General features: G+C 67.3%; 21 protein-coding genes. 6 read left to right on the forward strand and 15 right to left on the reverse strand.

The genetic code is table 11. The features are described from left to right. Window positions 1-10: 10 nt before the first annotated feature. Window positions 11-505, reverse strand: a complete 495-nt coding sequence (locus tag ACSFCA_RS10865) for an Lrp/AsnC family transcriptional regulator (RefSeq protein ID WP_177142350.1) — start codon at window positions 503-505, stop codon at window positions 11-13. A gap of 65 nt (window positions 506-570) precedes the next feature. On the opposite strand from ACSFCA_RS10865, the gene ilvB reads away from it, so the two are divergent. Then, window positions 571-2,352, forward strand: coding sequence for a biosynthetic-type acetolactate synthase large subunit (ilvB, locus tag ACSFCA_RS10870; protein WP_435459521.1), 1,782 nt, complete (start codon window positions 571-573; stop codon window positions 2,350-2,352). A gap of 10 nt (window positions 2,353-2,362) precedes the next feature. Here the strand turns inward: ilvB and ACSFCA_RS10875 are convergent, their stop codons facing one another. Together ACSFCA_RS10875 and ACSFCA_RS10880 are read right to left on the reverse strand one after the other, a co-directional pair. After that, window positions 2,363-3,922 (reverse strand): cation:proton antiporter, encoded by a 1,560-nt coding sequence (locus ACSFCA_RS10875; RefSeq protein ID WP_435459522.1) that lies wholly within the window; start codon window positions 3,920-3,922, stop codon window positions 2,363-2,365. Window positions 3,923-3,963: 41 nt separating this feature from the next. Beyond that, the gene (locus ACSFCA_RS10880; protein ID WP_435459523.1) at window positions 3,964-4,965 is read right to left on the reverse strand and encodes a helix-turn-helix transcriptional regulator; all 1,002 of its coding nucleotides are present in this window, start codon (window positions 4,963-4,965) and stop codon (window positions 3,964-3,966) included. 186 nt (window positions 4,966-5,151) lie between these two features. Between ACSFCA_RS10880 and ACSFCA_RS10885 the strand changes: the two genes are divergently transcribed. Both ACSFCA_RS10885 and ACSFCA_RS10890 read left to right on the forward strand, forming a co-directional pair. Next, a complete protein-coding gene (locus tag ACSFCA_RS10885; protein WP_435459524.1) occupies window positions 5,152-5,925 on the forward strand; it encodes an aldolase in 774 nt (257 codons plus the stop codon). Beyond that, the gene (locus tag ACSFCA_RS10890) at window positions 5,922-7,232 is read left to right on the forward strand and encodes an MFS transporter (protein WP_435459525.1); all 1,311 of its coding nucleotides are present in this window, start codon (window positions 5,922-5,924) and stop codon (window positions 7,230-7,232) included. Before ACSFCA_RS10885 ends, ACSFCA_RS10890 begins: the two co-directional genes overlap by 4 nt. A 7-nt stretch (window positions 7,233-7,239) precedes the next feature. Here the strand turns inward: ACSFCA_RS10890 and ACSFCA_RS10895 are convergent, their stop codons facing one another. After that, window positions 7,240-8,952, reverse strand: coding sequence for a hypothetical protein (locus ACSFCA_RS10895; RefSeq protein ID WP_435459526.1), 1,713 nt, complete (start codon window positions 8,950-8,952; stop codon window positions 7,240-7,242). Between the two features lie 46 nt (window positions 8,953-8,998). Further along, a complete protein-coding gene (locus ACSFCA_RS10900; RefSeq protein WP_258349921.1) occupies window positions 8,999-9,391 on the reverse strand; it encodes a response regulator in 393 nt (130 codons plus the stop codon). Window positions 9,392-9,578: 187 nt separating this feature from the next. Between ACSFCA_RS10900 and ACSFCA_RS10905 the strand changes: the two genes are divergently transcribed. Beyond that, window positions 9,579-10,367, forward strand: coding sequence for an acetoacetate decarboxylase family protein (locus tag ACSFCA_RS10905; RefSeq protein WP_435459527.1), 789 nt, complete (start codon window positions 9,579-9,581; stop codon window positions 10,365-10,367). Next, window positions 10,364-11,185 carry a helix-turn-helix transcriptional regulator gene (locus tag ACSFCA_RS10910; RefSeq protein WP_435459528.1) on the forward strand — a complete coding sequence of 274 codons (822 nt, stop codon included), beginning with the start codon at window positions 10,364-10,366 and terminating at the stop codon, window positions 11,183-11,185. The genes ACSFCA_RS10905 and ACSFCA_RS10910 overlap by 4 nt, the downstream gene beginning before the upstream one ends. 15 nt (window positions 11,186-11,200) lie before the next feature. Here the strand turns inward: ACSFCA_RS10910 and nac are convergent, their stop codons facing one another. After that, window positions 11,201-12,127, reverse strand: a complete 927-nt coding sequence (gene nac, locus ACSFCA_RS10915; RefSeq protein WP_258349918.1) for a nitrogen assimilation transcriptional regulator NAC — start codon at window positions 12,125-12,127, stop codon at window positions 11,201-11,203. Between the two features lie 98 nt (window positions 12,128-12,225). Between nac and ACSFCA_RS10920 the strand changes: the two genes are divergently transcribed. Next, entirely contained in the window at window positions 12,226-13,194 is a 969-nt protein-coding gene (locus ACSFCA_RS10920; protein ID WP_435459529.1) for a LysR substrate-binding domain-containing protein, read from the forward strand. A gap of 11 nt (window positions 13,195-13,205) precedes the next feature. Here the strand turns inward: ACSFCA_RS10920 and ACSFCA_RS10925 are convergent, their stop codons facing one another. Genes ACSFCA_RS10925 through ACSFCA_RS10965 form a run of 9 tightly spaced genes read right to left on the reverse strand, consistent with a single transcriptional unit; the run spans window position 13,206 to window position 23,233 of the window. Continuing rightward, window positions 13,206-13,922, reverse strand: coding sequence for an HpcH/HpaI aldolase family protein (locus tag ACSFCA_RS10925; protein ID WP_435459530.1), 717 nt, complete (start codon window positions 13,920-13,922; stop codon window positions 13,206-13,208). Window positions 13,923-13,934: 12 nt separating this feature from the next. Next, a complete protein-coding gene (locus ACSFCA_RS10930) occupies window positions 13,935-14,735 on the reverse strand; it encodes an SDR family oxidoreductase (RefSeq protein ID WP_435459531.1) in 801 nt (266 codons plus the stop codon). After that, on the reverse strand, window positions 14,735-16,423 hold the full coding sequence (locus tag ACSFCA_RS10935; protein WP_258349914.1) for a hydantoinase B/oxoprolinase family protein: 1,689 nt from the start codon (window positions 16,421-16,423) through the stop codon (window positions 14,735-14,737). The genes ACSFCA_RS10930 and ACSFCA_RS10935 overlap by 1 nt, the downstream gene beginning before the upstream one ends. 12 nt (window positions 16,424-16,435) lie before the next feature. Beyond that, the gene (locus ACSFCA_RS10940; protein WP_435459532.1) at window positions 16,436-18,526 is read right to left on the reverse strand and encodes a hydantoinase/oxoprolinase family protein; all 2,091 of its coding nucleotides are present in this window, start codon (window positions 18,524-18,526) and stop codon (window positions 16,436-16,438) included. Between the two features lie 41 nt (window positions 18,527-18,567). Then, window positions 18,568-19,296, reverse strand: a complete 729-nt coding sequence (locus ACSFCA_RS10945) for a branched-chain amino acid ABC transporter ATP-binding protein (RefSeq protein ID WP_435459533.1) — start codon at window positions 19,294-19,296, stop codon at window positions 18,568-18,570. Between the two features lie 16 nt (window positions 19,297-19,312). Next, window positions 19,313-20,086, reverse strand: a complete 774-nt coding sequence (locus ACSFCA_RS10950; RefSeq protein WP_435459534.1) for an ABC transporter ATP-binding protein — start codon at window positions 20,084-20,086, stop codon at window positions 19,313-19,315. Next, window positions 20,076-21,110 (reverse strand): branched-chain amino acid ABC transporter permease, encoded by a 1,035-nt coding sequence (locus tag ACSFCA_RS10955; protein WP_435459535.1) that lies wholly within the window; start codon window positions 21,108-21,110, stop codon window positions 20,076-20,078. The genes ACSFCA_RS10950 and ACSFCA_RS10955 overlap by 11 nt, the downstream gene beginning before the upstream one ends. Before the next feature lie 13 nt (window positions 21,111-21,123). Continuing rightward, window positions 21,124-21,996: a branched-chain amino acid ABC transporter permease gene (locus ACSFCA_RS10960; RefSeq protein ID WP_435459536.1), complete on the reverse strand. Its 873-nt coding sequence runs from the start codon at window positions 21,994-21,996 to the stop codon at window positions 21,124-21,126. A 34-nt stretch (window positions 21,997-22,030) separates the two neighbouring features. After that, a complete protein-coding gene (locus ACSFCA_RS10965; protein WP_435459537.1) occupies window positions 22,031-23,233 on the reverse strand; it encodes an ABC transporter substrate-binding protein in 1,203 nt (400 codons plus the stop codon). Window positions 23,234-23,332: the final 99 nt, after the last annotated feature.

Consider the following 23,332-nt stretch of genomic DNA (forward strand, 5'->3'; position numbering starts at 1 on the left):
GTTCGCGCCCTCAGATGACGGGCACGCTGGTTTCCTTCAGCACCCGCAGCACGAAGTGCGACTTGCTGTGCCGGATGCCCGGGATCTTGTAGAGCTTTTCGCGCAGCAGCCGCTCGTAGTCGCGCGTGTCGCGCACGGCGATGCGGATGTAGTAGTCGTAGTCGCCCGACACCAGGTAGGCCTCCTGTATCTCGGGAATGGTCGCGAGCACGCGGCCGAAGTCGTACAGGGTCTCGTCAGTGTGGCTTTCGAGCGTGACCTGCACGATCACCGAGTCGTGATAGCCGAGCTTGGCCGGATCGACATCGACCGTGTAGCGCTTGATGACGCCGGAGGCCTCGAGCTTCTTGATGCGCGTCCAGCAACTGGTGGGCGACAGGCCGACCTCGTTGCCGATCTCCTGCAGGGTCTTGCGCGAGTCGAGCAGCAGCACGCGCAGGATCGCCAGGTCGGTCTTGTCAAAAGATCCTTCGTTATCGCCGGGTGTTTGCCGATTGGTTTTCATTAATCGAGCTTAAAGAGCCAAAAGAAAGAAGCATATTTTGCTCCCGAACCGGAAGAATTGACGGCATGCGACTGCTCGACCTACCCCTCACGCCCTCCCTCTCCCTTCACCCGGAAACGCCAGCGCGCATTCGCAACGGCGCCGAAGCCCTGCTCGACACGCTGGTCGAGTGCGGCGTGGACACCATCTTCGGCTACCCCGGCGGCGCGGCGCTGCCGCTGTACGACGCGCTGCACGGCGAGCCGCGGCTGCGCCATGTGCTGGTGCGCCACGAGCAGGCAGCCGTGCACGCGGCCGAAGGCTATGCACGCAGCACCGGCCGCGTGGGCGTGGTGCTGGTCACTTCGGGGCCGGGCGTGGGCAACACCATCACCGGGCTGCTGGACGCCATGAGCGATTCGGTGCCGGTGCTTTGCATCAGCGGGCAGGTGGCGACGGCCGTCATCGGTACGCAGGCGTTCCAGGAGAGCGATGCGCTGGGCATGTCGCGTTCGGTGACCAAGTGGAACCGGCAGGTGCGCTCGGCCGACGACGTGCCCTCGCTGGTGCGCCGCGCGCTGGAGATCGCCACCACCGGCCGCCCCGGGCCGGTGCTGCTCGACGTGCCGAAGGACATCCAGCTCGACCGCCTCGGCCATGCGCCCGAGCCGGCGCCGCTGCGGGCCCTGCGCACGAGCCGCACGGCGCTGCCGCCCAAGGCCATGATGCAGCGCGCCGCCGACCTGCTCTCGACCGCGCGCCGGCCCGTCATCTATGGCGGCGGCGGGCTGGTCAATTCGGGGCCCGCCGCGTGCGAAGCCTTTGCGAAGCTCGTGAACCTGCTGCACGCGCCTTGCACGCTCACGCTGATGGGGCTGGGCGCGTTCCCCGCGTCCGACTCCAAGTTCATCGGCATGCTGGGCATGCACGGCATGCTCGAGGCCAACCTCGCAATGCACGAGGCCGACCTCGTGGTGTGCGTCGGCGCGCGCTTCGACGACCGCGTGACCGGCAAGCTCGACGAGTTCTGCCCGCATGCACGCAAGATCCACATCGACATCGACCCCGGCAGCATCAACAAGGTGGTGCGCGTGGACGTGCCGATGGTGGGCGACTGCGAGGTGATCCTCGAAGGCCTGCTGGCGCTGCTGCCAACGGAGGGCTTCGCGCCCGAGCGCCTCGCACCGTGGTGGGCGCGCATCGAGCGCTGGCGTGCCGAAGACTGCCTGGCCTTCGAGGCGCGGGAGGATTCGATCCTGCCGCAGCAGCTGATGTCGTCGCTGCAGCGCGCCATTGGCGGGCGCAACGCCATCGTGTCGACCGACGTGGGCCAGCACCAGATGTGGGCCGCGCAGTACCTGCGCTTCGACAGCCCGCGCCACTGGCTTACCTCGGGCGGTGCCGGGACCATGGGCTACGGCCTGCCGGCCGCCATCGGCGCGCAGATCGGCCACCCCGAAGCGCTGACGGTGTGCGTGAGCGGCGATGCCTCGGTGCTGATGAACATCCAGGAGCTGTCTACCGCCGTGCAGCACCGCGTGCCGGTGAAGCTGGTGCTGTGCAACAACGGCTACATGGGCATGGTGCGGCAATGGCAGGAGCTGAACCACGGCAACCGCCTGAGCCACAGTTGGAACGAGGCGCTGCCCGATTTCGTGGCGCTGGCCAAGGCCTTCGGCTGGGGCGCGCGGCGCGTGTCGGACCCGGCCGAGCTGGAGGACGCGCTTGCCGAATGCCTGGCGAGCCAGGGGCCGTTCTTTCTCGACGTGCAGGTGGCGGCGCAGGAGAACTGCTTTCCGATGATGCCCTCGGGGCACGGGCACCACCGGGTGATGTTGGCGAAGGACCGGTGGTACGAGGAATCCTGAGCGCAGGGTTCTAGACGCTCTGCAGGCGCACGTCGTTTGCGGGAATGGCGTTGAGCTCGGCCCAGTCCATCTCTTCTTCCAGCTGGTGGTAGGCGTCGTCCTCGATCTGCCCGCTGTGGCGCAGTGCTTCGAGCGCCTGCCGCTGCGCGCGGATCGCCACGGCGCGCAGCCGGTCGTGCGCCGTCTTCGCCTGCGGCTGGCGCTCGTCCTGCGCCAGCACGCGTGCCGCGCGGTATTCGTCGCGCACGGCGTCGGCCTCGCGGCTTTCTTCGGCCTCGAGGGCCGACAGCGCCGCGTCCATCATCGCGGTGCGCGCGAGCGACACCTCCTTGTCGAGCGATGCATCGGGCTCGATCTTCAATGCCCTGATCAGTGGCCCGATGGTGAAGCCCTGGATCACCAGCGTGCCCAGCACCACCGCGAACGCGCTGAGCACGATGAGGTCGCGCCCCGGAAAATCCGCCGGCAGCGCGAAGGCCGTGGCCATCGTCACCAGCCCGCGCATGCCCGACCAGCCGACCAGCAGCGCGATGCGTTTCGACGGCACGGGAACGTTGTGCCCCTGCGCGATCAGGCGCACCTTGTAAGTACGCATAGCAGCCCCGTAGAGCATCACCCAGGCCACCCGCACCGCGATGACCAGCACCAGCACGAGGCCGGCGAACTGCAGGGCATGCACCAGCTGCGGCCCCGAAAGCCGCTCGAGAATGCTGCGCGCCTGCAGCCCCATCAGGAAGAAGGCCAGCACGTTGAGCGTGAACACCACCGCGCCCCACACTGCGTAGGAGTGCACGCGGTCGCGCGGCGCATGGCGTTTGGGCGCGTACTGGCCCAGCGTCATGCCGAAGGCGACCACCGAGATGATCGGCGACAGGTGCAGCCGCTCGGCCACGATCCATGCGCCGAAAGTCATCACGAACTGGAAGATGATGGCCGAGCGAGTGCCCGCGAAGAGCGGCGAGCCGAAGTGGATGTTGAGCTTGGCAAACGCGAAGCCGACCAGCGCGCCGCCCGGCACCGCGACCAGCAGCATCGGCAGCGAACTCGTCATGGGCACGTGCGCGGCGCCGGCCGCCGACACCGCCACGCCGAACACCAGTAGCGCGACAGCATCGTTGAGCAGGCTCTCGCCGTTGATGATCGACAGCGTGCGCCGCGGAATGCGGAACTGCTGCATCACCGCCGCCGCGGCCACCGCGTCGGGCGGCGCGACGATGGCGCCGAGCGTGATCGCGGCCGCCAGCGGCAGGCCGGCCAGGGCCCAGCCGGCCCATGCGACCGCCGCAGTGGTCAGCAGCACCGCCACCAGCACCAGCGAGATCAGCGGCATCCAGTTGCGCCGCAGCTCGCGTGGCGAGATGTCGAAGGCTGAATCGAGGAGGGCAGGCGCGATGAAGAGCGCCAGCGCCAGATGCGGGTCGAGGCTGATGTGCGGCACCCAGGGCATTGCGCCCAGGCACACGCCAGCCAGCGCCAGCATCGACGGATAGGGCAGTGCGAGGCGCCGCGAGAGCTGCAACAGCAGGCAGGCGGCGATCAGCATGACCAGCACGTTTTCGAAGATGTCCATCAGAGTCCTCGGTCTTGGTGTTGTTTGACCGAATACTAAGATCAAGGACAGGACTGTCGCCGGTAGGCGCCGGGCGGGGTGCCGAAGTGGCAGCTGAATGCACGGCTGAAATGGCTCGCATCGCCGAAGCCGTTGCGATAGGCAATCTCCGAAACGCTCAGGTGGTCGAGCCGCCGGTTCTGCAGCTCTTCCTTCGCGCGCTCCAGGCGGCGCACTTTGAGGTACATGCCGTACTGCGTGCGCTGCATCTCGAACAGGCGGTGCGTGAGCCGCTTTGAAATGCCCAGCTCCTTCGAGACCGCATCGACCGACAGCTCCGCATCGCCCAGGTGCGCCTCGATGAACGCCACGAGCCGCTGCCAGCGGTCGCGCTCGCGGCGCTTGCCGTCGGCTGCGTCTTCGGCGACCGATTCGCCCATCGATTCGCAATAGGTCGCGGCCAGCAGCGAAACGAACGACTGCTCCGAAAAATACGCCAGCGCCGGCGCAGCCTGTGCCGTACCGGGGAACACATGGCCCATGTGCGCGCGGGCGGCCTCGGCCAGGCGCGAATCCGCCTGCGCGATCGAGGGCACGAAGCGGTCGTGCAGGTCGGCATAGATGCCGAAGAACCGGTCGGAGGGCAGGCGCAGCATCACCAGCTTGCCGGGCGCGGTCAGCGTGCAGGTGGAGGGGAGCCGTGTGGTGCGGAAGGTGATGTCGCCCTTGCGGAAGGGCATGCGCCGGCCGCCCTGGTCGACGGTGCCTTCGCCTTCGACGGCAATCATGGCGAGCACGTCGCCCGTGCCGCCCATACCTCCGGTGGAGGCCAGCGCCGTGTCATGGCGAACCGCCAGCGGCGTCGAGGTGAAGCTGATGGCCAGGCCGCCGCCCACGAGCCGGCAGGCTTCGAGGCTCATGCGCGGGTTGCTGTCCTGCACACTGAGTTCGCCGGGGTAGACCAGCGAATCGAGCGCATTCGAGTAGCCCTGCACGTCGCCCGGATAGAACGGGCGGAAGCAGGGCGCGAAGCTCAGGTCGGATGCTGCTGTGTCGTGGTGCATGGGTGGGGCTCCTGCCGTTGGCCCGCACGCTTCGTGCCAAGCAGGTGCAGTCGGGATGCAGTCTAGGCGGCCATCCGTTGGGCAGGACTTAAGACTTTCCACTAGTTGGCACGCTGGATCAACCCGCGTGCGCCCACGCACAAGAGCAAACCGCGCACCGCTTCTTACATTGGCCGCACCCCGCCGATGCAAAGGAGCCACAGCGTGAACGATACGAGCCGAGCAACCCACGACACCCCCGCGCCGTCTCTCGACGGCCTCAGCTACGGCAACTGGAGCGAGGCTGAGAAGCTCGCGCTCAGCTGCCGCATCCTCGCCAAGGAAGGGCATTCCGAAACCCTGGCCGGGCAGGTCACCGTGCGGCAGCCCGACGGCACCTTCCTGACGACGCCGCTCGCGCATGCCTTCGCCGAGATCCGCCCGCAGTCGGTCATGCGCATCGACGATTCGCTGCGCGTGCTCGAAGGCCGCGGCGTGCCCAACCCCGCGGTGCGTTTCCATCTGTGGGTGTACAGGCGCAGGCCCGACGTGAACTGCGTGATCCACACGCACCCGCCGTACGTCTCGGCGCTGTCGATGACGGGCGAGCCGCTGCAGATCGCCCACATGGACGCCACGCCTTTCTTCGATGACTGCGCCTTCCTGGCCGAGTGGCCGGGCCTGCCGATTGCCGACGTCGAGGGCGAAATCATCTCCGCAGCCCTGGGCAAGAAGCGCTGCGTGCTGCTGGCCAACCACGGTTTCCTGGCCGCCACGGCGACCATCGAGGAGTCGCTCTACATGTCGGTGCTCATCGAGCGCGCGGCGCGCAACCAGCTGATTGCGCAGTCGGCCTACGGGCGGCTCAAGCTGGTGGACCCGGTGCTGGCGAAGGAGTCGCATGACTTCCTTCTGCAGCGCAGCATCGTCAACGCCAGTTTCGCGATGTTCGCGCGGCAGGTCACGCAGGAGCAGCCATGAACAGCATTGCCTCGCCATTGCAGGCACAAGCGGCTACCGCGGAGCGAAAGCACCAGAGCGTGTGGAAGATCGGCGCCGCCACCATGGTCGGCACGGCCATCGAGGCCTTCGACTTCCTTGCCTACGGCACGGCCGCGGCGCTGGTGTTCAACAAACTCTTCTTTCCCAACTTCGACCCCACCGTCGGTACGCTGGCAGCCTTTGGCACCTTCGCCAGCGGCATGCTCGCCCGGCCGCTGGGCGGCATCATCTTCGGGCACTACGGCGACCGGCTGGGCCGCAAGTCGATGCTCACGCTGAGCCTGCTGCTGATGGGCATCTGCACCGTGCTGATCGGCCTTTTGCCGACCTACGAATCGATCGGCCTGTGGGCCGCGGTGCTGCTGGTGCTGCTGCGCATCGGGCAGGGCCTGTCGTTCGGCGGCGAGCTCGGCGGCGCGATGCTGATGGCGGTGGAGCATGCGCCGCCCAAATGGAAATCGCTGGTCGGCAGCATGCCGCAGATGGGCGCACCCATTGGCGTGCTGCTGTCGTCGGGCGCCTTCGCGCTGGTCACGCAACTGCCCGAGGCCAGCTTCCTGAGCTGGGGCTGGCGACTGCCGTTTCTTGCGAGCGCGGTGCTGATCGTGCTGGGCGTGTTCATCCGCATGAAGGTGCAGGAGTCGCCCGAGTTCATGCAGGTCAAGGTACACCAGAAGACGGCGGCACTGCCGGCGCGCGAGGTCGTGGTGGCGCACCTGAAGCCCTTGCTGCTGACCATCGGCGGCAAGCTGGCCGAGGTGACGCTGATCTACACGATCCTGGTGTTCTCGATCTCGTATGCGACCAGCCGCCTCGGGTTTTCTCGCGCCGATGCACTGCACGCGCTGATCGCTGGCTCGACTGTGATGGTCTTCACCATTCCGGCCAGCGGCTGGCTTGCCGACAAGGTGGGCGCGCGGCGGCTCTATGTATTCGGCGGGCTGCTGCTGGCGATCATGGCGGTGCCGCTGTTCCAGGCCATCGGCAGCGGGTCGCTCACGGCCTACACGGTGGCCATGGTGGTGGCACTGTCGATCAACTACCCGTTGATGTTCGCGCCGCAGTCGAACCTGTATGCGGCGCAATTTCCGGCCGAGCTGCGCTATTCGGGCATCTCGATCGGCATTCAGTTCGCGGCAGCCATTGGCGGCGGGCTGGCGCCGATCATCGCGGCCACGCTGGTCGCGAAGTATTCGAGCATCGTGCCGGTGGGCATCTATGTTGCGGTGCTTGGTGTGGTGGCTGCCGTCTCGGCCTGGCTGATGCGCCCGACCGCGAACGAATGACGGCCCGTCAGGAGTGCCCGTCCACCCGCATCTGGAACAGGAAATAGGGCGGTATGCACGCGCCACGCCCTTCGGGCTGGCCCTCGGCCTGCGCGCAAATGTAGTCGTCGCGGCAGGGTTGCTGCGCCGAGCAGCTGCGCAGATTGCCGGGCCGTGTGTGCTTCGCCAGGCATTCGCCGAAGGGCTTCTTTGCGGCGAGGCAGCTGTTGAAGTCGCTGAGGATCGCGATGCCGCCGCAGGTGCCGTTCTTGTCGTTCGGATCGCAAGAGCCCGAGCACATGCCACCCGGGAAGCCGACCGAGGTTTTCTCGCACACGGAGAGCATGCCTTCGCAGGAGATGCGCGGCAGCTTCTCGGCGCGGTCCAGCCATGGGTTGGCGGATGCGGTGATGCGGGTGGGCTCGCAGCGCGCGCCGACTGTCGGCTTCTCGGCCACGGTGTTCGCGTCATCGGGCTCGGCCAGGGGGCGGAACGGATCGGGCCGTGGCGTCGACAGCGCGGCCCGCACATAGGCACCGCGGCGTGTCAGTTCGTCTTGCACATGGGGTGAGTGCGGCACCGCGAGCGCGTTGCCGGTGGTGAATGTGCGCGATGCGCCGCGCCGGTCCACGCCCAGCAGGTGAAAGCCCGCGACCGCGCGGCTCTGGTGGCAGCCCGCGCAGCTCAGGTCGTCGAGGCGGCGCAGCACCGCCTGCGGTGATTGCAGCGTTCGGCTGCCCTGAACGGCCTGCCATTCGCCTGGCGCGAAGAGCTGCTCGAAGGGCCGGTTCGCCAGCCGTTCTAGCCCGCGCGGCGCGACCGAGACGGCTTCGGTCGCGAGGAACTTCTCGGGAATCTGCAAGGTGGCCTCGTCCAGCGCGCGCAGGTTGGCGGGCTGTTGCAGCCATTGCTGCAGCTCCTTGCGCAGCGGGGCGTTGGCCTTGAGCTTTGCGATGTCGGGTGTGTTCTCCAGCGGCGCAACGTCGAAGCGCTTCGCGCCCGCATTCCAGCGGAAGGCGCGCAGCATGTATTCGGCATGGCCGCCCAGATCGGGCCGCACCGCCGAGGGCCAGCGCACGCTCTGCAGGTTGGTCGTGACCTGCGCGATGCGCGCGAGTGCAAGGCGCTGTGGCGCCAGCGGACCATCGGCCGACACCAGCCAGCGGCCTGTCGCCTCGTCGGTCATCGACGCTTGCGGCGGTTGCCAGCGCTTCGCGGTGCTCGCGCAACTGCCATCGGCATCGGGCGCATCGCCGCGCAGCTCGACGTTGACCGTCATCGGCAGGCGCGACTGCATCGCGGCCGTGCGATAGGCCAGGCGGTACACGAGCCGTGTCTCGCCGCATGCGCCGCTCTGGAAGGGCCGGCGGTCCATGCGGTTGGCGACGCCCACCAGTTCGAAGAAGGCATCGGGGCTTGCAAGCCAGCGCGCGTCGAACAGCCGGTGCGGATATTTCGAGATGCCGACGCCGGCCTGCCTGTCGCGCCGCTGGATGCCCGCGAGGCTGGCGCCCAGCGGCTCGGCGATGGAGCGCCAGGCGGGCGAGCGCATCAGGGCCTGGTTGGTGGCGATGCTGTCGCTACCCGGCGCCTCGCCGGTCCAGTGCGCAAAACTTGCACCAGACCTTTCCGCGGCCTGCAAGGCGGCGGGCGACGTGACGAGTAGCACCGGCTCGGCCGTGGCACCAAGGGCGAACGCCAGCGCGAGGCCGGCAGTCAGGCTGTGTTTGAAGGTCGGCACGCGGGCGATTGTGCCGCGATGGACCGCTGCGCTTGCGACCGCCGCCTCAGCGGCGCGGCGAGATGTTCAGCGTCTTGCAGAAGTCGTAGAAGGCTTCGAGCTGCAGCGATTTGTCGAACACCGCATCCACGCCCGCGGACAGCGCGCCTTCGCGCACCTCGGAGGTCGCGTAGTTCATGAGGACCACCGTGCGTTGTGCCGGTGACTTGTGCTCCTGCAGGTACTGCGCCACGGTGAGCCCGTTGCCTTCGGCCAAGAAGATGTCGATGACGGCCGCGTCCCAGCCTTCGGGGTTTTTCTTGAGCCAGTCGATGGCGGCGCCGGAGGTGGTGGCGGTGCCGATCACATTGCATTCGGAAAATTCTTGCAGCCCGTCGGTCAGCGTGGTGGCGATCAGGGGGTTGTCTTCTATCAGGTAGATACGGGTCATCGGGGTCATCGTGCGGAGCCAGGAGCTTCTCGTTGTGTTCGTTCGGCTTGTCTCGGCCGAGGCGGCCATTGTGTCTGCCGACGGGGTGGGGCGAGTCGGACAACGCCGTCATCTGTCGTAGCGGGATCACTGGCGTACAAGACGCGGCGGCGTGTGCGGCCATATCGTGCGGCGGTCTTGAACTTGTCCATACCCGATGCCGCAATCTTTTACGCCTCCTTTCACATCCTCCGGCCGCAGCGCGCTTGTGCAGGCACCGCCCTGGCACTACGCCGGCTGGCTCGTCAACGTAGCCTTCGAATTCGATGCCGCGCTTGGTGCGGCGCTGGTGCCGGCCGAGCTCGGCACGGCCACCGGCAAGGGCTGCGTTCACTTCGCCGACTGGCAGGCCTGTGGTGACGATGGCCGCGAGCTGCTCGACCCCGTGTACGCGCAGTACCGCGAGACCATCGTCGTGCTCGAAATCGCGGCAAGGCCGGGCGGTGGCGATGCGCGCTTTTATTGCCCGCTGATCTACGTGGACCAGGATATTTCGCTGCTGCGCGGCTGGCTCCAGGGCTGGCCCAAGAAGATCGGCCAGACCTGGCTCACGCGGAGCATGCCGCTGATCCATCCGGCGGCCGCGCCGTTGTCGGCCGGCAGCCAATTGGGGGCGAGCCTCAGCGTGAAGGAGCGACGGCTCGTCGATGCCTCGGTCACGCTGTCGGGCGAGAAGGCCGGGCGCCTGGGTTTTCTGGCGGCACCGACCATCGGCGCCATCGGCTGGCCCGACCTGACGCAGCCGGGCAGCGTGGCGGTGCCGCGCTATCTGCGCGCCGACATCATCGACCGCGTCGAGTCGGGCTGGTTCGGTGGCAGTGCGACGCTGCGGTTCCACGATCACCCGGTCGAAGAGCTGGCGCTGCTCGGCCCTGTGAACGCCACGACCGCCAGCGCCGGCTGGATGGGCATCACGGTGCGGGGAGCGCTACCCTTGGAGGGATGAACCCGCGCACAAGCTCACCCGCCTCGCATGTGATCGGCCTGCCGATGGAAGACGGCGCGCAGGTCGAGGCAATGTTCGCGGCCGACCCCAAGGCGCGCTTCGAGCTGCACTGGCATGCCGAGTGGAGCGTGGGCGCCATCCTCGAAGGCCGCTGCGAATTCACCTGTGCCGGCGAGCGACAGGTGGCGCAGGCGGGCGACCTGGTGCTGATGGCGCCCTTCATGCTTCACACCGCCGGCGTGAGCGCGCAGGGCTTTCGCATGGTGATGCTGTATGTGCCGCACGTCTGGGTTGGCGCGCGCTTCGGATGGCCGCAGAGCCAGCGGGGTGCGCTGCGCCGGAGCGTCTGGCAAGACGCGGCCATGGTCGATGCACTGGCCGTTGCGGCGCTGGCGGAAGACGGTGCGCAGGTCGGCCGGCTCCTGGAGCGGGTTCTTGGAGCGCAGACCAGCGGCGAACTGGTGGCGGTCGAACGCCATGCGGGCGACGCGCGCGTGGAGGCCGTCTGCGACGCGCTGGCGACCGAGGATGCGTGCCGCATCGATCCGGGTGCGCTGGCCCAGCGGCTGGGCATGTCGCGCGAGCACTTTCATCGCCTGTTCCGCGTGGCCGTCGGCGTGACGCCGGCGCACTATGCGCGGCTCGCGCGCATCGGCAGGGCCAAGGCGCTGCTGCGCGAGGGGCGCGCGGCGGCCGACGTGGCGGCGCAATGCGGCTTTACGGACCAGGCTCATTTCTCGCGCTGGTTCAGCCGCTGCTTCGGCGTGACGCCGGGCAACTACATGGCCGTGCGGCAACGCGCGCAAAAGGCCGTTTGAGAAGCTCGCAGACCGTCAATGCACAGTGTGCATGCCGCCACCCAACTCGAGGCGATTGACCAGCTCCATCAGAATGCCCTTGACGACCTGCGCAGGCTCAGACAGCGGCAGGTGATCGGAAGCGCATAGCGCCAGCGGAATCTCGATGTGCGGCGACACCAGCCGCCCGACGTCGACCGCTGCCGTGGCCGCGACGGAGCGTGCAAGCGACACGGGCAGGATCGTCGCGCCCACGCCCGAGGCAACCGCGGCGGACAGCGTGCTCGAAGACTCCATCTCCGCCACCACGCGCGGAATGATCTTCGCCGAAGCAAAGGCCCGGTTCACGCTGCGGCGCAGCTGGTTGTCGATGCTGGGCAGGAGCAGGTCCACGTTCCGCAGTTCGGCCAGCGCGAGCTCGTCGCCGTCCATGCGCAGCATGCCGTGGGAGGCCACGACGCAGAGGTCTTCGGTGAGCAACGGGTCGAACGACAAGCCCCGCACCGCATGCTCGCCGCCATAGAGCACGGCCATGTCCATGAGGCCGTTGCGCACCACGTCGCACAGCGTGGTGCCGAAGTTCTCGTTGATGTGCAGCATGAGCTGCGGATGCCGCTCCTGCACCGTCTGCAGCAGCGGCAGGGCCAGGCCCGATGCAGCGGTGCCCGGCGCGAGGCCGACCGACACCTGCCCCGCCAGACTGCGCCCAGCATTGACGACATCGGCGCGCGCCTGCTCGAACTGGCGCAGTATCAATTGCGCGTGGCGGTACAGCACCATGCCGGCTTCGGTGGGCACCACGCCCTTCTGCGTTCGCAGCAACAGGCGCTGGTTGAACTCGCCTTCGAGCGTGGCCAGCTGCTGGCTCAGCGCCGGCTGCGCAACGTGCAGCACCTCCGAGGCTTGCGTGAGGCTGCCCACGTCAACGATCTTCACGAAATATTTCAACCGCCTGAGGTTCACCGGGTCTCCGTCGTCTTGCTGTTCTGTTTGCAAGCAAGCATCGAGCCACGCGTTGGCAGCGTCAACCGGGGTTACGATCAGTTCGCACCCGACTTCCCATGACGGTAAATTTCAAGACCCTCAAGAGCTTCGTGACTGCGGTTGATGCGCGCAGCCTATCCGCGGCCGCCGCGCAGTTGAGCGTTGCGCAACCGGCATTGAGCCAGCACATTGCTTCGCTCGAAGAGCACTTCAAGCACAAGCTGCTGAACCGCTCCAACGCAGGGGTGACACCCACCGCTGCAGGCAACGAGCTCTACCGCCATGCACAGATCATGCTGAGCCACCTGGAGCAGGTGGAGCGCGAACTGATGAACCGCACGGACGAGAGCTTCATCTCGGGCCCTGTCTCGGTCGGGCTGGCCACCTACAGCACGGCTTCGGCGCTGTCGATGCCGCTGCTGCAGGCAGTGCGCAGCGCATACCCGGGCGTCAACCTGTTCATCAACGACAACTTCGGCCTGGTGCTCAGCGAGATGGTGATGACCGGGCGCCTGGACATGGCCATCATCTACGCGGGCAGCCCCATGAAGGGCCTTACGCTGCAGCCGCTTTTGACCGAAGACCTGTTCCTGATCGCCCCGCCGGGCATGGAGCTGGAGCAGAACGACGACCAGACGATTGCCCTGCGCGCATTGGCCGGCATCGACCTGCTGCTGCCGAGCCGCATGCACTTCCTGCGGCGGATGGTCGACGAGGCCTTCGCCCGCATTGGCGTGGTGCCGAACATCCGCGCCGAGATCGAATCCGCCGAAACGCTGCGCCAGGCGATCCAGGCGGGCGTGGGCGCGACCATCCTGCCATCGGCGCTGGCGGACTTTCCGCCAGCCGCGAATCCGCCGGTGATCCGCAGGATCGTCGAGCCTGCGCTGCAGGCCACCGTGTCGCTGTGCGTGCCGGACCACCTGCCGATGTCCGACCAGGCGCGTGCCGTACTGGAGATCTTGCGCGAGCAGATCGACAACCTGTTCGCGGCCGGGCGGCTCGCGGGCATCCGCGCACCGGAAGCCGCGTTACCGCAGCCCTGATTTCTCGAAGCTCAGTGCGCGGCGGCCGCCATCGGCTGCGAGAGGTTGCGCATTGCCGCGACGCCTTCCGTCACGAAGGGGTCCGCGTGGTAGTACAGCAGCTGCGCACCCATCGACACCAGGTGCTCGACGTCCTGCTTCACGACCAGCGTGCCCGCGATTTTTCCTGCCGCGCGAATGCGCTGCAGCGTCTGGTCGACCAGGTCGAGCGCAGGTTGCGGGCGGCGCTTGCCCGGTGCCACAGCGGGCGAGTAGCCCATCGACTGCGACAGGTCGCCAGGCCCGACGAAGAACACGTCGATGCCTTCGACTGCCAGGATCTCGTCGAGGTTGCGCACCGCCTCGACCGACTCCACCATGCCGACCAGCAGCTTCGTCGCATGGTCGTCGGGGCAGGCATAGCGGAAGGTGTGCACCACCTGGCGGGCGATGTCCGCGGTGTGGATCAGCGGCACCATCACGCCGTCCGCACCCGCATTGAGGCAGCGCGTGATGGTGGAGCGCTCCTGGTTCTGCGGGCGCACGATGCCGAAGCCGCCGGCATAGCGCGCGGCCTTGGCCATGTGGTGGATGTCCTCGAAGCTGGCCAGGCCGTGCTCGCAGTCGATGAAGACCGAGTCCGCGCCCGAGCGCACGAGCTTCTCGCACAGCGTGGGGGACACATGGTTGGGGTTGACCATCAGCACGGAGTCGCCGCGTGCCAGGCGTTGATGAAGGGTGTCGCTCATGCTTCGTCTCGTTCAGGGTTTGCCGGGTGTTCCGTCGGGGGCGCCGAGCCAGCGGCTGATTTCGATGTCGGGGCCCTGGTCGCGCGCGCGGGTCGGGCTGATCACCAGCTGCTCGATGGTGGTGCCCTGCGGCAGCGTGCAGGCCAGCAATATGGCGCGCGCCACGTCATCGGGCGCGACCATGGCGGCGCGCTCTTCGGCACTCGGCGGGCGCACGCGCGTGTCCATGATGGGCGTGTCGACCTCACCAGGCAGGATGGTCGTGGAGCGGATGTTGTTGTTGCGGAAGGTGCCGTGCACGAAGCCCATCAGGTTCGTCACCGCCGCCTTCGCCGCGCCGTAGGGCGCGCCGCCCAGCAGGTTCGGGCGCACGGCAGCCAGTGATGACACGGTGACGATGGTGCCGGCACCGGCCGCGAGCATGCCGGGCAGCACGGCCTGGATCAGCACGTAGACCGCCGTCAGGTTGACCGACACCGCCGACTCCCAGTCGTCCGGCTCGATCCAGCGGATGTTGCGCACGCGGCTGGTAAGGCCCGCGTTGTTGACGAGGATGCCGATGGGGCCGACTTCCTTCCCGGCCCACTGCACCAGCTCCAGCAGTTGCTCGCGCTCCTGCAGGTCGGCCTGTCGGGCCCAGGCTTCGCCACCGGCGCTTCGAATCTCTTCGACCACCGCCTGCAGCGGGTCAAGCCTGCGGCCCATCACGACGACGCGCGCGCCCTCGGCGGCGAGCATCAGCGCGGTGGAGCGGCCGATACCCGAACCGCCACCGGTGACGAGCGCGACCTGTCCCTTCAGTGCGCCGGACATCACGCCACCGCCTTCTGCGTTTCGGCGCTCGCCTCGGCCTCGTACCCATAGTCGACCTGCGCGCCGGCCATGCTGACGAGGCCCTGGCGCAAGTCGTCCTCGACCAGATCGCGCGAGCGCTGCTGCGCATCGCCCCAGCCGCCGCCACCCGGCAGCTCGATCGTCAGGCGCTCGCCCGGCGCCAGCACCAGCCGGCCCTTCGGGAACACGGCCTTGCCGTCGTGCAGCACCGCGCCATTGCGTCCGGCCTGACCGCCCAGCACGCCGAGGCAGGGGTACTTCACATGCTCGGTGCTCAGGTAGATGTTCATCTCGCGGTCCGACAGGTTGCGGATCACGCCGCGCTGGCCCAGCCCGCCGCGAAACTTGCCGGGGCCGCCCGAGTCCGGAATGAGCTCCTTGCATTCGGTGAGCACGGGCACTGCAAGCTCGTACATCTCGATCGGCGTCACGCGGCAGTTGGACGGAAAGCTCAGCGTGTCCAGGCCGTCCATCGATGAGCGTCCGCCTTGTCCACCATGAAAGTTCTGCGCACTGCCGTAGGCCGTGCCGTCGGAGCGTTGTCCTTGGCAGTTGATGCCCCAGATCGGCGCGCCGCCGCTGTCGCCCATCGCACCATCGGGCACCACGTGCTGCAGCGCCTTGAAGATCAGGCTCGGAATGCAATGGCCCACGAGGTTGCGCGCAGCGCCCGCCGCATGCGGCCGCGGGTTGAGGATGGAGCCGGCCGGCGCCGAGTCGGTCAGCGCGACCATGCAGCCTTCGTTGTTCGGCGTCTCCGGGTCGAGCAGGCATTTCAGCGCATACACGCTGTGCGCCACGCGGTAGTGCGGCACCACGTTGATGCCGCGCGCCACCTCGGGCGAGGTGCCCGTGTAGTCGACGTGGATCGAGTCGTCGCGCACCTCCACGCTCACGCACAGCTTCACGTCGGATTCGAAGCCGTCGATCGTCATGTCGGCCTTGTAGCTGCCGTTCGGCCAGGCCGCGATGGCCTTGCGCATGTGGCGCTCCGAGCGGCTGAAGATTGCCTCGCCGAGGCCGTCGCAGTCTTCGAGGCCGTATTCGTCCATGAAGCGCGTGAGCTCGCGGCTCATCACCTCGTTGGCGGCCACCATGCTCTGGATGTCGCCGCGCACCTCGTGCGGCAGGCGCACGCTGGCCTCGATGACGGAGAACACGTCGGTGTTCGGCTTTCCGGCCTTGAACAGCTTGAGCATCGGAATGCGGATGCCTTCCTCGAACATGTCGGTCGAGTCGGGCGACTGCGGCCGACCGCCGATGTCCGGCAGGTGGGCGATGCTGCCCGCGTAGCCCACGATCTTTCCCTTGCGGAAGATCGGCGTGAGCATGACCATGTCCGGCAGGTGGCCCGTGCCGATCACCGGGTCGTTGGTGGCCAGCACGTCGCCGGGCTCCAGCGACTCGGGTGGAAAGGCCTTGAGGAAGTAGTTCTGCGCCGCCATCGGCAGCGTGGTGATGAACACCGGAATCGACCAAGTGCACTGCGCGAGCGCGCGCCCCTTGGCGTCGAGCAGCACGTTCACGTAGTCGTGGTTCTCGCGCACGATCGGCGAGAAAGCCGTGCGGCCAAGCGCGCTGTCGGCCTGGTCGGCGATGAAGACCAGGCGGTCCCACATCACCTGCAGGGTGATCGGGTCGTTGAAGTCGGGTTTGAGCATGGACATGGCAAGAAGACCTCAGGACAAAAGCATGATCAGGTTGTGTTGGGCATCGAGCGAGGCGCTGGCATTGGGCCCCATCACCACGGTCGACTCGCGCTGCTCGATGATCGCCGGCCCCTCGACCGGAACGCCGGGCACCAGCGCATAGTGGTCGTAGACCGGCGTGTCGACGTACTTGCCGAGCTCCGGGAAGAAGACCGGCCGCGTGCCCTTGCGTGCATCGCGCGCCACATTCGACTCGCCGCGCAGGCTTGCGAGCGACACCGGCGCCTTCGGCCCGCTGGCACGCACGCGCCAGGTGATGACCTCCGCGTCGGTGCCGCTGACGGCGCGGCCGTACAGGGCCACGTAGTTGGCATGGAAGCGGGCCAGCAGTTCCTCGACGAACTTCGGGTCCGCCGGGTCCAGCTCTGGCAGCGGCACGGAGATTTCGTAGCCCTGGCCCACGTGGCGCATGTCCACGGTGTACGAGTAGCTGATGTGGTCCACCGGCACCTTGCTCGCCAGCACCACTTCGCGCCCCTGGTCGGCGAGGGTGGCCTTCACCACGTTCACCGCGCTCGGATTCCATGCCGAGATGCGCATCGGCAGGCTTGCCGACAGGTCCGCCGCCACCGGCGCGCCCAGCAGCCCGATGGCTGAGGTAACACCGGCGCCCAGCGGGCAGATCACTTTGCGGATGCCCAGCTTGCGGGCCACGCCGTAGGCATGCACCGGGCCGGCCCCACCGAAGGCGATCAGCGGCAGGGCGCGCGGGTCGACGCCGCTGTCGGTGGCCTGCATCGAGGCGGCCTCGGCCATGCTCTCATTGACCATGTCGTGGATGCCCCAGGCGCAGCGCTCGAGCGAAATGCCGAGCTCCTTCGCGAGCCGTGCCATCGCCGATTCGGCGGCGGGCTTGTCGAGCGCGAAGTCGCCGCCCAGGAAGGAGTTTTCGTTCAGGTAGCCCAGCAGCAGGTCGGCATCGGTCACCGTCGGCTCCGTGCCGCCGCGCCCGTAGCAGGCCGGCCCCGGCGCCGCAGCCGCGCTGCGAGGCCCCACGCCCAGCAGGCCGAGCTTGTTGCGCGCCGCGATGCTGCCGCCGCCCGCGCCGATCTCGATCATGTGGATCGACTGGATCTTGAGAGGAAAGCCGCTGCCCTTGCGGAAGCGCTCGTGGCGGGCCACTTCGAGGTCGTTGGCCACCATCGGCTGGCCGTTCGGAATCAGGCACAGTTTGGCGGTCGTGCCGCCCATGTCGAACGACAGCACGCTCGACTCGCCGGCCTGGCGCGCATAGTCCGCCGCCGCCACGGCGCCAGCGGCCGGCCCCGATTCGATCAACCGCACCGGCGTGCGCGAGGCTGAAGAGCTCGGCACCACGCCGCCGCTCGAAGTCATCCAGAGCAACTGCCCTTCGACGCCACGCTGCGACAGCTCGCGCTCGAGGTGGTTCACGTGCCCGACCATCATCGGCCGCGTGTAGGCGTTGACGACGGTGGTCGAGGCGCGGTCGTATTCGCGCACCTCGGGGCACACCGTCGAAGACAGCGAGACCGAGATGCCCGGCGCGACCTCGGCCAGGATCTCCGCCACGCGCCGCTCGTGCTGCGCGTACTTGTAGGCGTGCAGCAGGCACACGGCCACCGACTCCACCTTCTTGTCAAGCAGCACGCGGGCGATGGTGCGCACGCCGTCTTCGTCGAGCGCCTTGATCACCGTGCCGTCCGCGGCAATGCGCTCTTCCACGCCGAAGCACAGCTCGCGCGACACCAGCGGATCGGGGTACTGGATGCGCAGGTCGTACAGGTCATAGCGCCCCTCCGTGCGAATGCGCAGCATGTCCTGGAAGCCGTCGGTGGTGATGAAGGCGGTGTGCACGCCACGGCGCTCCAGCACCGCGTTGGTCACGACCGTGGTCGCGCCAAGAATCTGCAGCTGGCCGTTGCTTTTGGCCTTGCCGCCATCGCGGGCGCGCACCTTGGCCAGCAGCTCGTCCACGCCCTGGAGCACGGCGCGCGCGGGCGCATCGGGCGTGCTCAAAACCTTGTGCAGCAGGATGGTGCCGTCGTCCTCCGTCATCGCGAAGTCGGTGAACGTGCCACCCGTGTCAAATGCCAGTTTCATGCCTTTCAGCTCCTTGAGTGTTCGGTTGAGATGTGTGGTGCTCAGGCAGTGGCCGCGTCGGATGCGCGCCTGCCCGTCATGAACAGTTCGCCCAGGTCGGCGGTGCTCAGCGCCTCGACCGGGCTGTCCCAGATGACCTTGCCCAGGCGCAGCACCACGGCGCGCTCTGCGGCCTCCATGGCCTTGCGGGTGTTCTGCTCGACCAGCAGGATCGTGCGGCCGCCCTTGTGCAGGCGCCTGAGTTCGTTGAAGACCAGCGTGATCGCCTGCGGCGAGAGGCCCACCGAGGGCTCGTCCACCAGCAGGATCTCGGGCCGGCGCAGCACGGCCATCGCCATTTCGAGCAGCTGCTGCTCGCCGCCGGACATGTTGCCGGCGAGCTCGTTGCGGCGCTTGCGCAGAATGGGGAAGAGGTCGTAGACGTACTCGCGCTCGCCTTTCAGGTCGCCGCCCTTGATGGTGTAGGCCGCCATCTCGAGGTTCTCGTCGATGGACATCAGCTGGAAGTTGCAGCGGCCCTGCGGCACGTAGGCAATGCCGTGGCCGAGCATCGCCTGCGGGCGCAGGCCCGCAATGTCCTTGCCCTTCCAGCGGATCGCGCCGCCCTTGTGGGTGGTCATGCCGAAGAGCGACTTCAGCAGCGTCGACTTGCCGGCCCCGTTGGGCCCCAGCAGCGTGACGAATTCGCCGTGCCGGATCTTCAGGTCCACGCCGTGCAGGATGTCCAGATGGCCGTAGCCAGCGCGGAGGTTGTCGATTTCGAGTTCCATGATGCTGTTCTCCGTGTCAGCCGCCGAGGTAGGCCTCGATGACCTCCGGGTTGCGAACGACTTCTTCCGGCGTGGCGTCGGCCAGCTTGGCGCCCTGGTGCAGCACGACCACGCGGTGGCTGAGGTTCATCAGCACGTCGGTGTTGTGCTCGATCACCACGAAGGTCACGCCCAGCTTCTGGTTTGCGTGCTCGATGCACTGGATGACCTTCTCGATGAGCACCGGGTTGATGCCCGCCAGCGGTTCGTCCAGCAGGATCAGCTCGGGCTCGGGCATCAGCATCGACGCGAACTGCAGCAGCTTCTGCTGCCCGCCCGACATGTTGCCGGCAGGCAGGTGCGCCACGCGTGCCAGCCCCGTCACCTCGATCAGTTCCTTCGCGCGTTCGCGCAGGGCCTTGATGCGCCTCTTGGCCGATGGCCCGACCCAGAAGGTAGACAGCACGTTCGGAAAGCGCGACATCTGCCCGGCCAGCACGAGGTTTTCTTCGGAGTCCAGCGTGGGGAAGACCACCGTCTTCTGGAAGCTGCGCAGAAAGCGGCCCTCGCGGGCAATGCGGTTCATCGGCCAGCCGGTGATGTCCACGCCCTTGAGCAGCACGCGGCCCGAGTCGCTGCGCTGCAGGCCGGTGCAGCAGTCGAACAGCGTCGACTTGCCCGAGCCGTTGGGGCCGATGAGCCCCATCACCTCGCCGCGGCGGACTTCGATGTCCACGCCCTGGAGCGCCGCGACGGCACCGTAGTTCTTGCGCAGGCCTTCGATGCGCAGCATTGCGGGTTCAGCGGACATCGCGTGGCCCCTTTCCGATACCGGCAATGCGTTCTGCCGCACGCTGGAACAGCGGCGCCAGCCCCTGTGGGAACAGGAAAACCAGCCCCAGCAGCACGAAGCCGTAGATCACCATGCGCAGCTCCGGCGTGATGCGCAACGCCTCGGACAACGCCACGAAGACGAAGCTTCCGATGATGGCGCCCGGCACCTTGCCCACACCACCGCCCAGCACGATGATCAGGATGGTGTTGGAGTAGTAGGCCTGGAAGACCAGCGGGCTCACGACCGTCGAGAAATGTGCGTAGAGGCTGCCGCCGAGCCCCGCGAAGACGGCGCTCAGCATGAAGACCAGCAGCTTGTAGGTCCAGGTCGGCACGCCCAGCGATTCGGCCAGCGTCTCGTTGTCGCGAATGGCCACCATGCAGCGGCCGGCGGGCGAGCGGATCAGTGCGACGAACGCAGCAACCGCCAGTGCGGCAACGGCGAGCACCAGGTAGAAGTACTCGGGCGCCTTGATGACGGTGTAGACCCAGTCGCCAAAGCCCAGGCGCGGCCGGGCCACGCCCGACAGCCCCATGTCGCCGCGCGTCAGGTCGATCCAGTTCTTCGACACCATCTGCGCGATGACCACCATGCCGAGCGTGCACATCACGAAGGAGGTGTCGCGCAGCCGCAGCGCCGGAATGCCCAGCGGCAACGCGACCAGCCCGGCCACCAGGCCAGCGACCAGGAAGTTCACCAGGAACGGCGTGCCGAAGTGGATCGACATGAGGGCCGACGCATACGCACCGAGCCCGAAGAACACGCCCTGCGCGAGCGACAGCATGCCCGTGTAGCCCAGGATGAGGTTCAGGCCGAGTGCCGGCAGCAGGAAGATCATCGCGAGGACCATCGCGTGCAGGTAGTAGTCGCCGAGGAAGAGCGGCGCGCAAAGCAGCGCGACCACGCCGACGGCGCATGCGCTCCAGTTGACCGCGGCGACCCGGGCGGCCGGCAGACGCGGCGTGTCCAGCGTGGTGTTTGACAAGATTGCCTGTTTCATGACGTTGACGCTCTCAGAAGCGGGCCTTGCTGCTGAACAGGCCGTGCGGCCGGAACATGAGCATGAGCAGAAGCACGATGAAGCCGACGGAGTCGCGGTACTGCAGGCCGATGAAGCCGGCGACGAGGCTCTCGATGACGCCCAGCAGGCAGCCGGCGATGAGCGTGCCGCGCACGTTGCCCATGCCGCCCATCACGATGACGGCGAAGGTCTTCAGCGTGATCGACTCGCCCATGCCGCCGTAGATGCTCACGTTGATCGGCCCCGTCAGGATGCCGGAGAGCGCAGCGATGGCCACGCCGATCAGGAAGGTGCGGCGCACCACCTGCTCGACGTCGATGCCGTTGACCTGGCAGCACTCGATGTTCTGCGACACGGCGCGAATCGAGCGGCCCAGGCGCGTGCTGCGCACCATCCATTCGAGCCCGGCGAACACCGCGATGGTGACGACGACCAGGATCACGCGCTGCTGCGACATGCCGAAGTCGCCGAGCTCGATGGGTTCGAGCCAGCCGCCCGAGAACACCTTGTAGCCACCACCGAAGGCCAGGATGACCACGTTCTGCAGGATGAGCGAAAGCCCCAGCGTGGCCAGCACGCCGGCCTGAAAGGGCTGGCCGATGAGCCGCTGCATCACGCTGCGCCCGATCAGCACGGCGACAACGCTGACGATGGCCACGCCGCCGACGATGGCCAGGCTGTAGTCGGCCATCAGCTTCGACATGACCCACCAGGCCGCGAAGGTGCCCAGCATGTAGTACTCGCCGTGGGCGAAGTTGATGGCCCGCAGCACGCCGAAGATCATCGTCATGCCGGCGGCCACCAGGGCGTAGACCGACCCGGTGATGATGCCGTTGACGATCTGTTCGAGAAGGAATGAGCTCACGGTGTTATCTCAGGCCGCAGAAGGCGCTTCTTCTTCACTTCGCGCCGGCCGCGTAGTCGACCTTGGTCGCGATCATTCCCTTGATGGCCGGCTTGCCGTCGGTGATCTCGAGCAGCACCATGGGCATGACTGCCTGGTTGTGGTCGTCGAAGGTCACGACGCCCATGGGGCTGTCGTACTTGATCTTCGCCATGGCGTTGCGGATGTCCTCGGCCTTCAGGCTGTTGGCGCTCTTGATCGCGGCCACGACGAGGTTCAGCGTGTCGTAGTGCGTGTAGGCATGGTTGTTCGGCATCTCGCCGCCGTTGGCCTTCTTGTAGTCCTCCACGAACTTGAGGCTGCGCGGCGCCGGCACCTCGGGTAGCCACGCGGCGGCCTCGACCGCGCCGTTCATGACCTTCGGCGCGGCGGCGATGGTTTCCTTGGTGTTGAACTCGCCGTTGCCGACCAGCGCGACCTTGCCGGCCAGCCCGAGTTCGAGCATCTGGCGGGCGATGATCGGCGTGGTGTCGGCCTGCCCGTAGAGGATGATGGCCTGCGCGCCCGAGCGGCGGATCTTGCTCAGCACCGAGCGGAAGTCGGTCTCCGAGTCCTTGTAGTAGTCCTCGCTCAGGATCTCGGCGCCCTCGTACTTCGGCAGGTAGCGCTTGGTGAACTTGATGGCGCCGCGGCCGTAGTCGCTGTCGACAGAGAGCACCGCGAACTTCTTGAAGCCCTTGGTCTTCGAGGCGTACTCCAGCACCGTCGCGGCCCGCACCTCGTCGGTCGGGTAGTTGCGGAAGGTCCACTTGAAGCCGCCCACGCCGGCCTTGTAGGTGATGTCGGGGTTCGACGAGGCCGCGTTCACGAGCAGCACCTTCGACTCTTCGGCCAGCGGCTGCATCGCCAGCGTGACCGAGCTGCAGACGTCGCCGATGATCACTGGTGTTTTCTCCAGGCTGATCATGCGCTGCATGGCGGCAACGCCTTCCGCCGGCACGCACTGGCTGTCCCCGCTCACGAGCTCGATCTGCTTGCCGAGCACGCCGCCGGCGGCGTTGATTTCCTTGGCGGCGAGCGCCGCGCCCTTGTTCGCGAAGGCGCCGTAGCGGGCATTGGGGCCGCTCATGGGCGCGATGACACCGATCTTGAAGGTGTCGGTCTGCGCACTGGCGGGCGCCAATGTGCAGAAGCCGGCAATCGCGGCAATGGCCACCAGGGCCGCGCCGCGCAATCTCGAGTTCGTGGGGTAGCTCATTGCTTTTCTCCGGGTCATGGAAGGGTTGAAGGAATAGTAGGAAGAGGGCGCTGCGGCGGCCAATACGTTATGGACCTTCGCCTATAAGGATTCTTGATA

It is taken from the genome of Variovorax multivorans (genome assembly GCF_051216835.1).
Lineage (GTDB): Bacteria > Pseudomonadota > Gammaproteobacteria > Burkholderiales > Burkholderiaceae_C > Variovorax.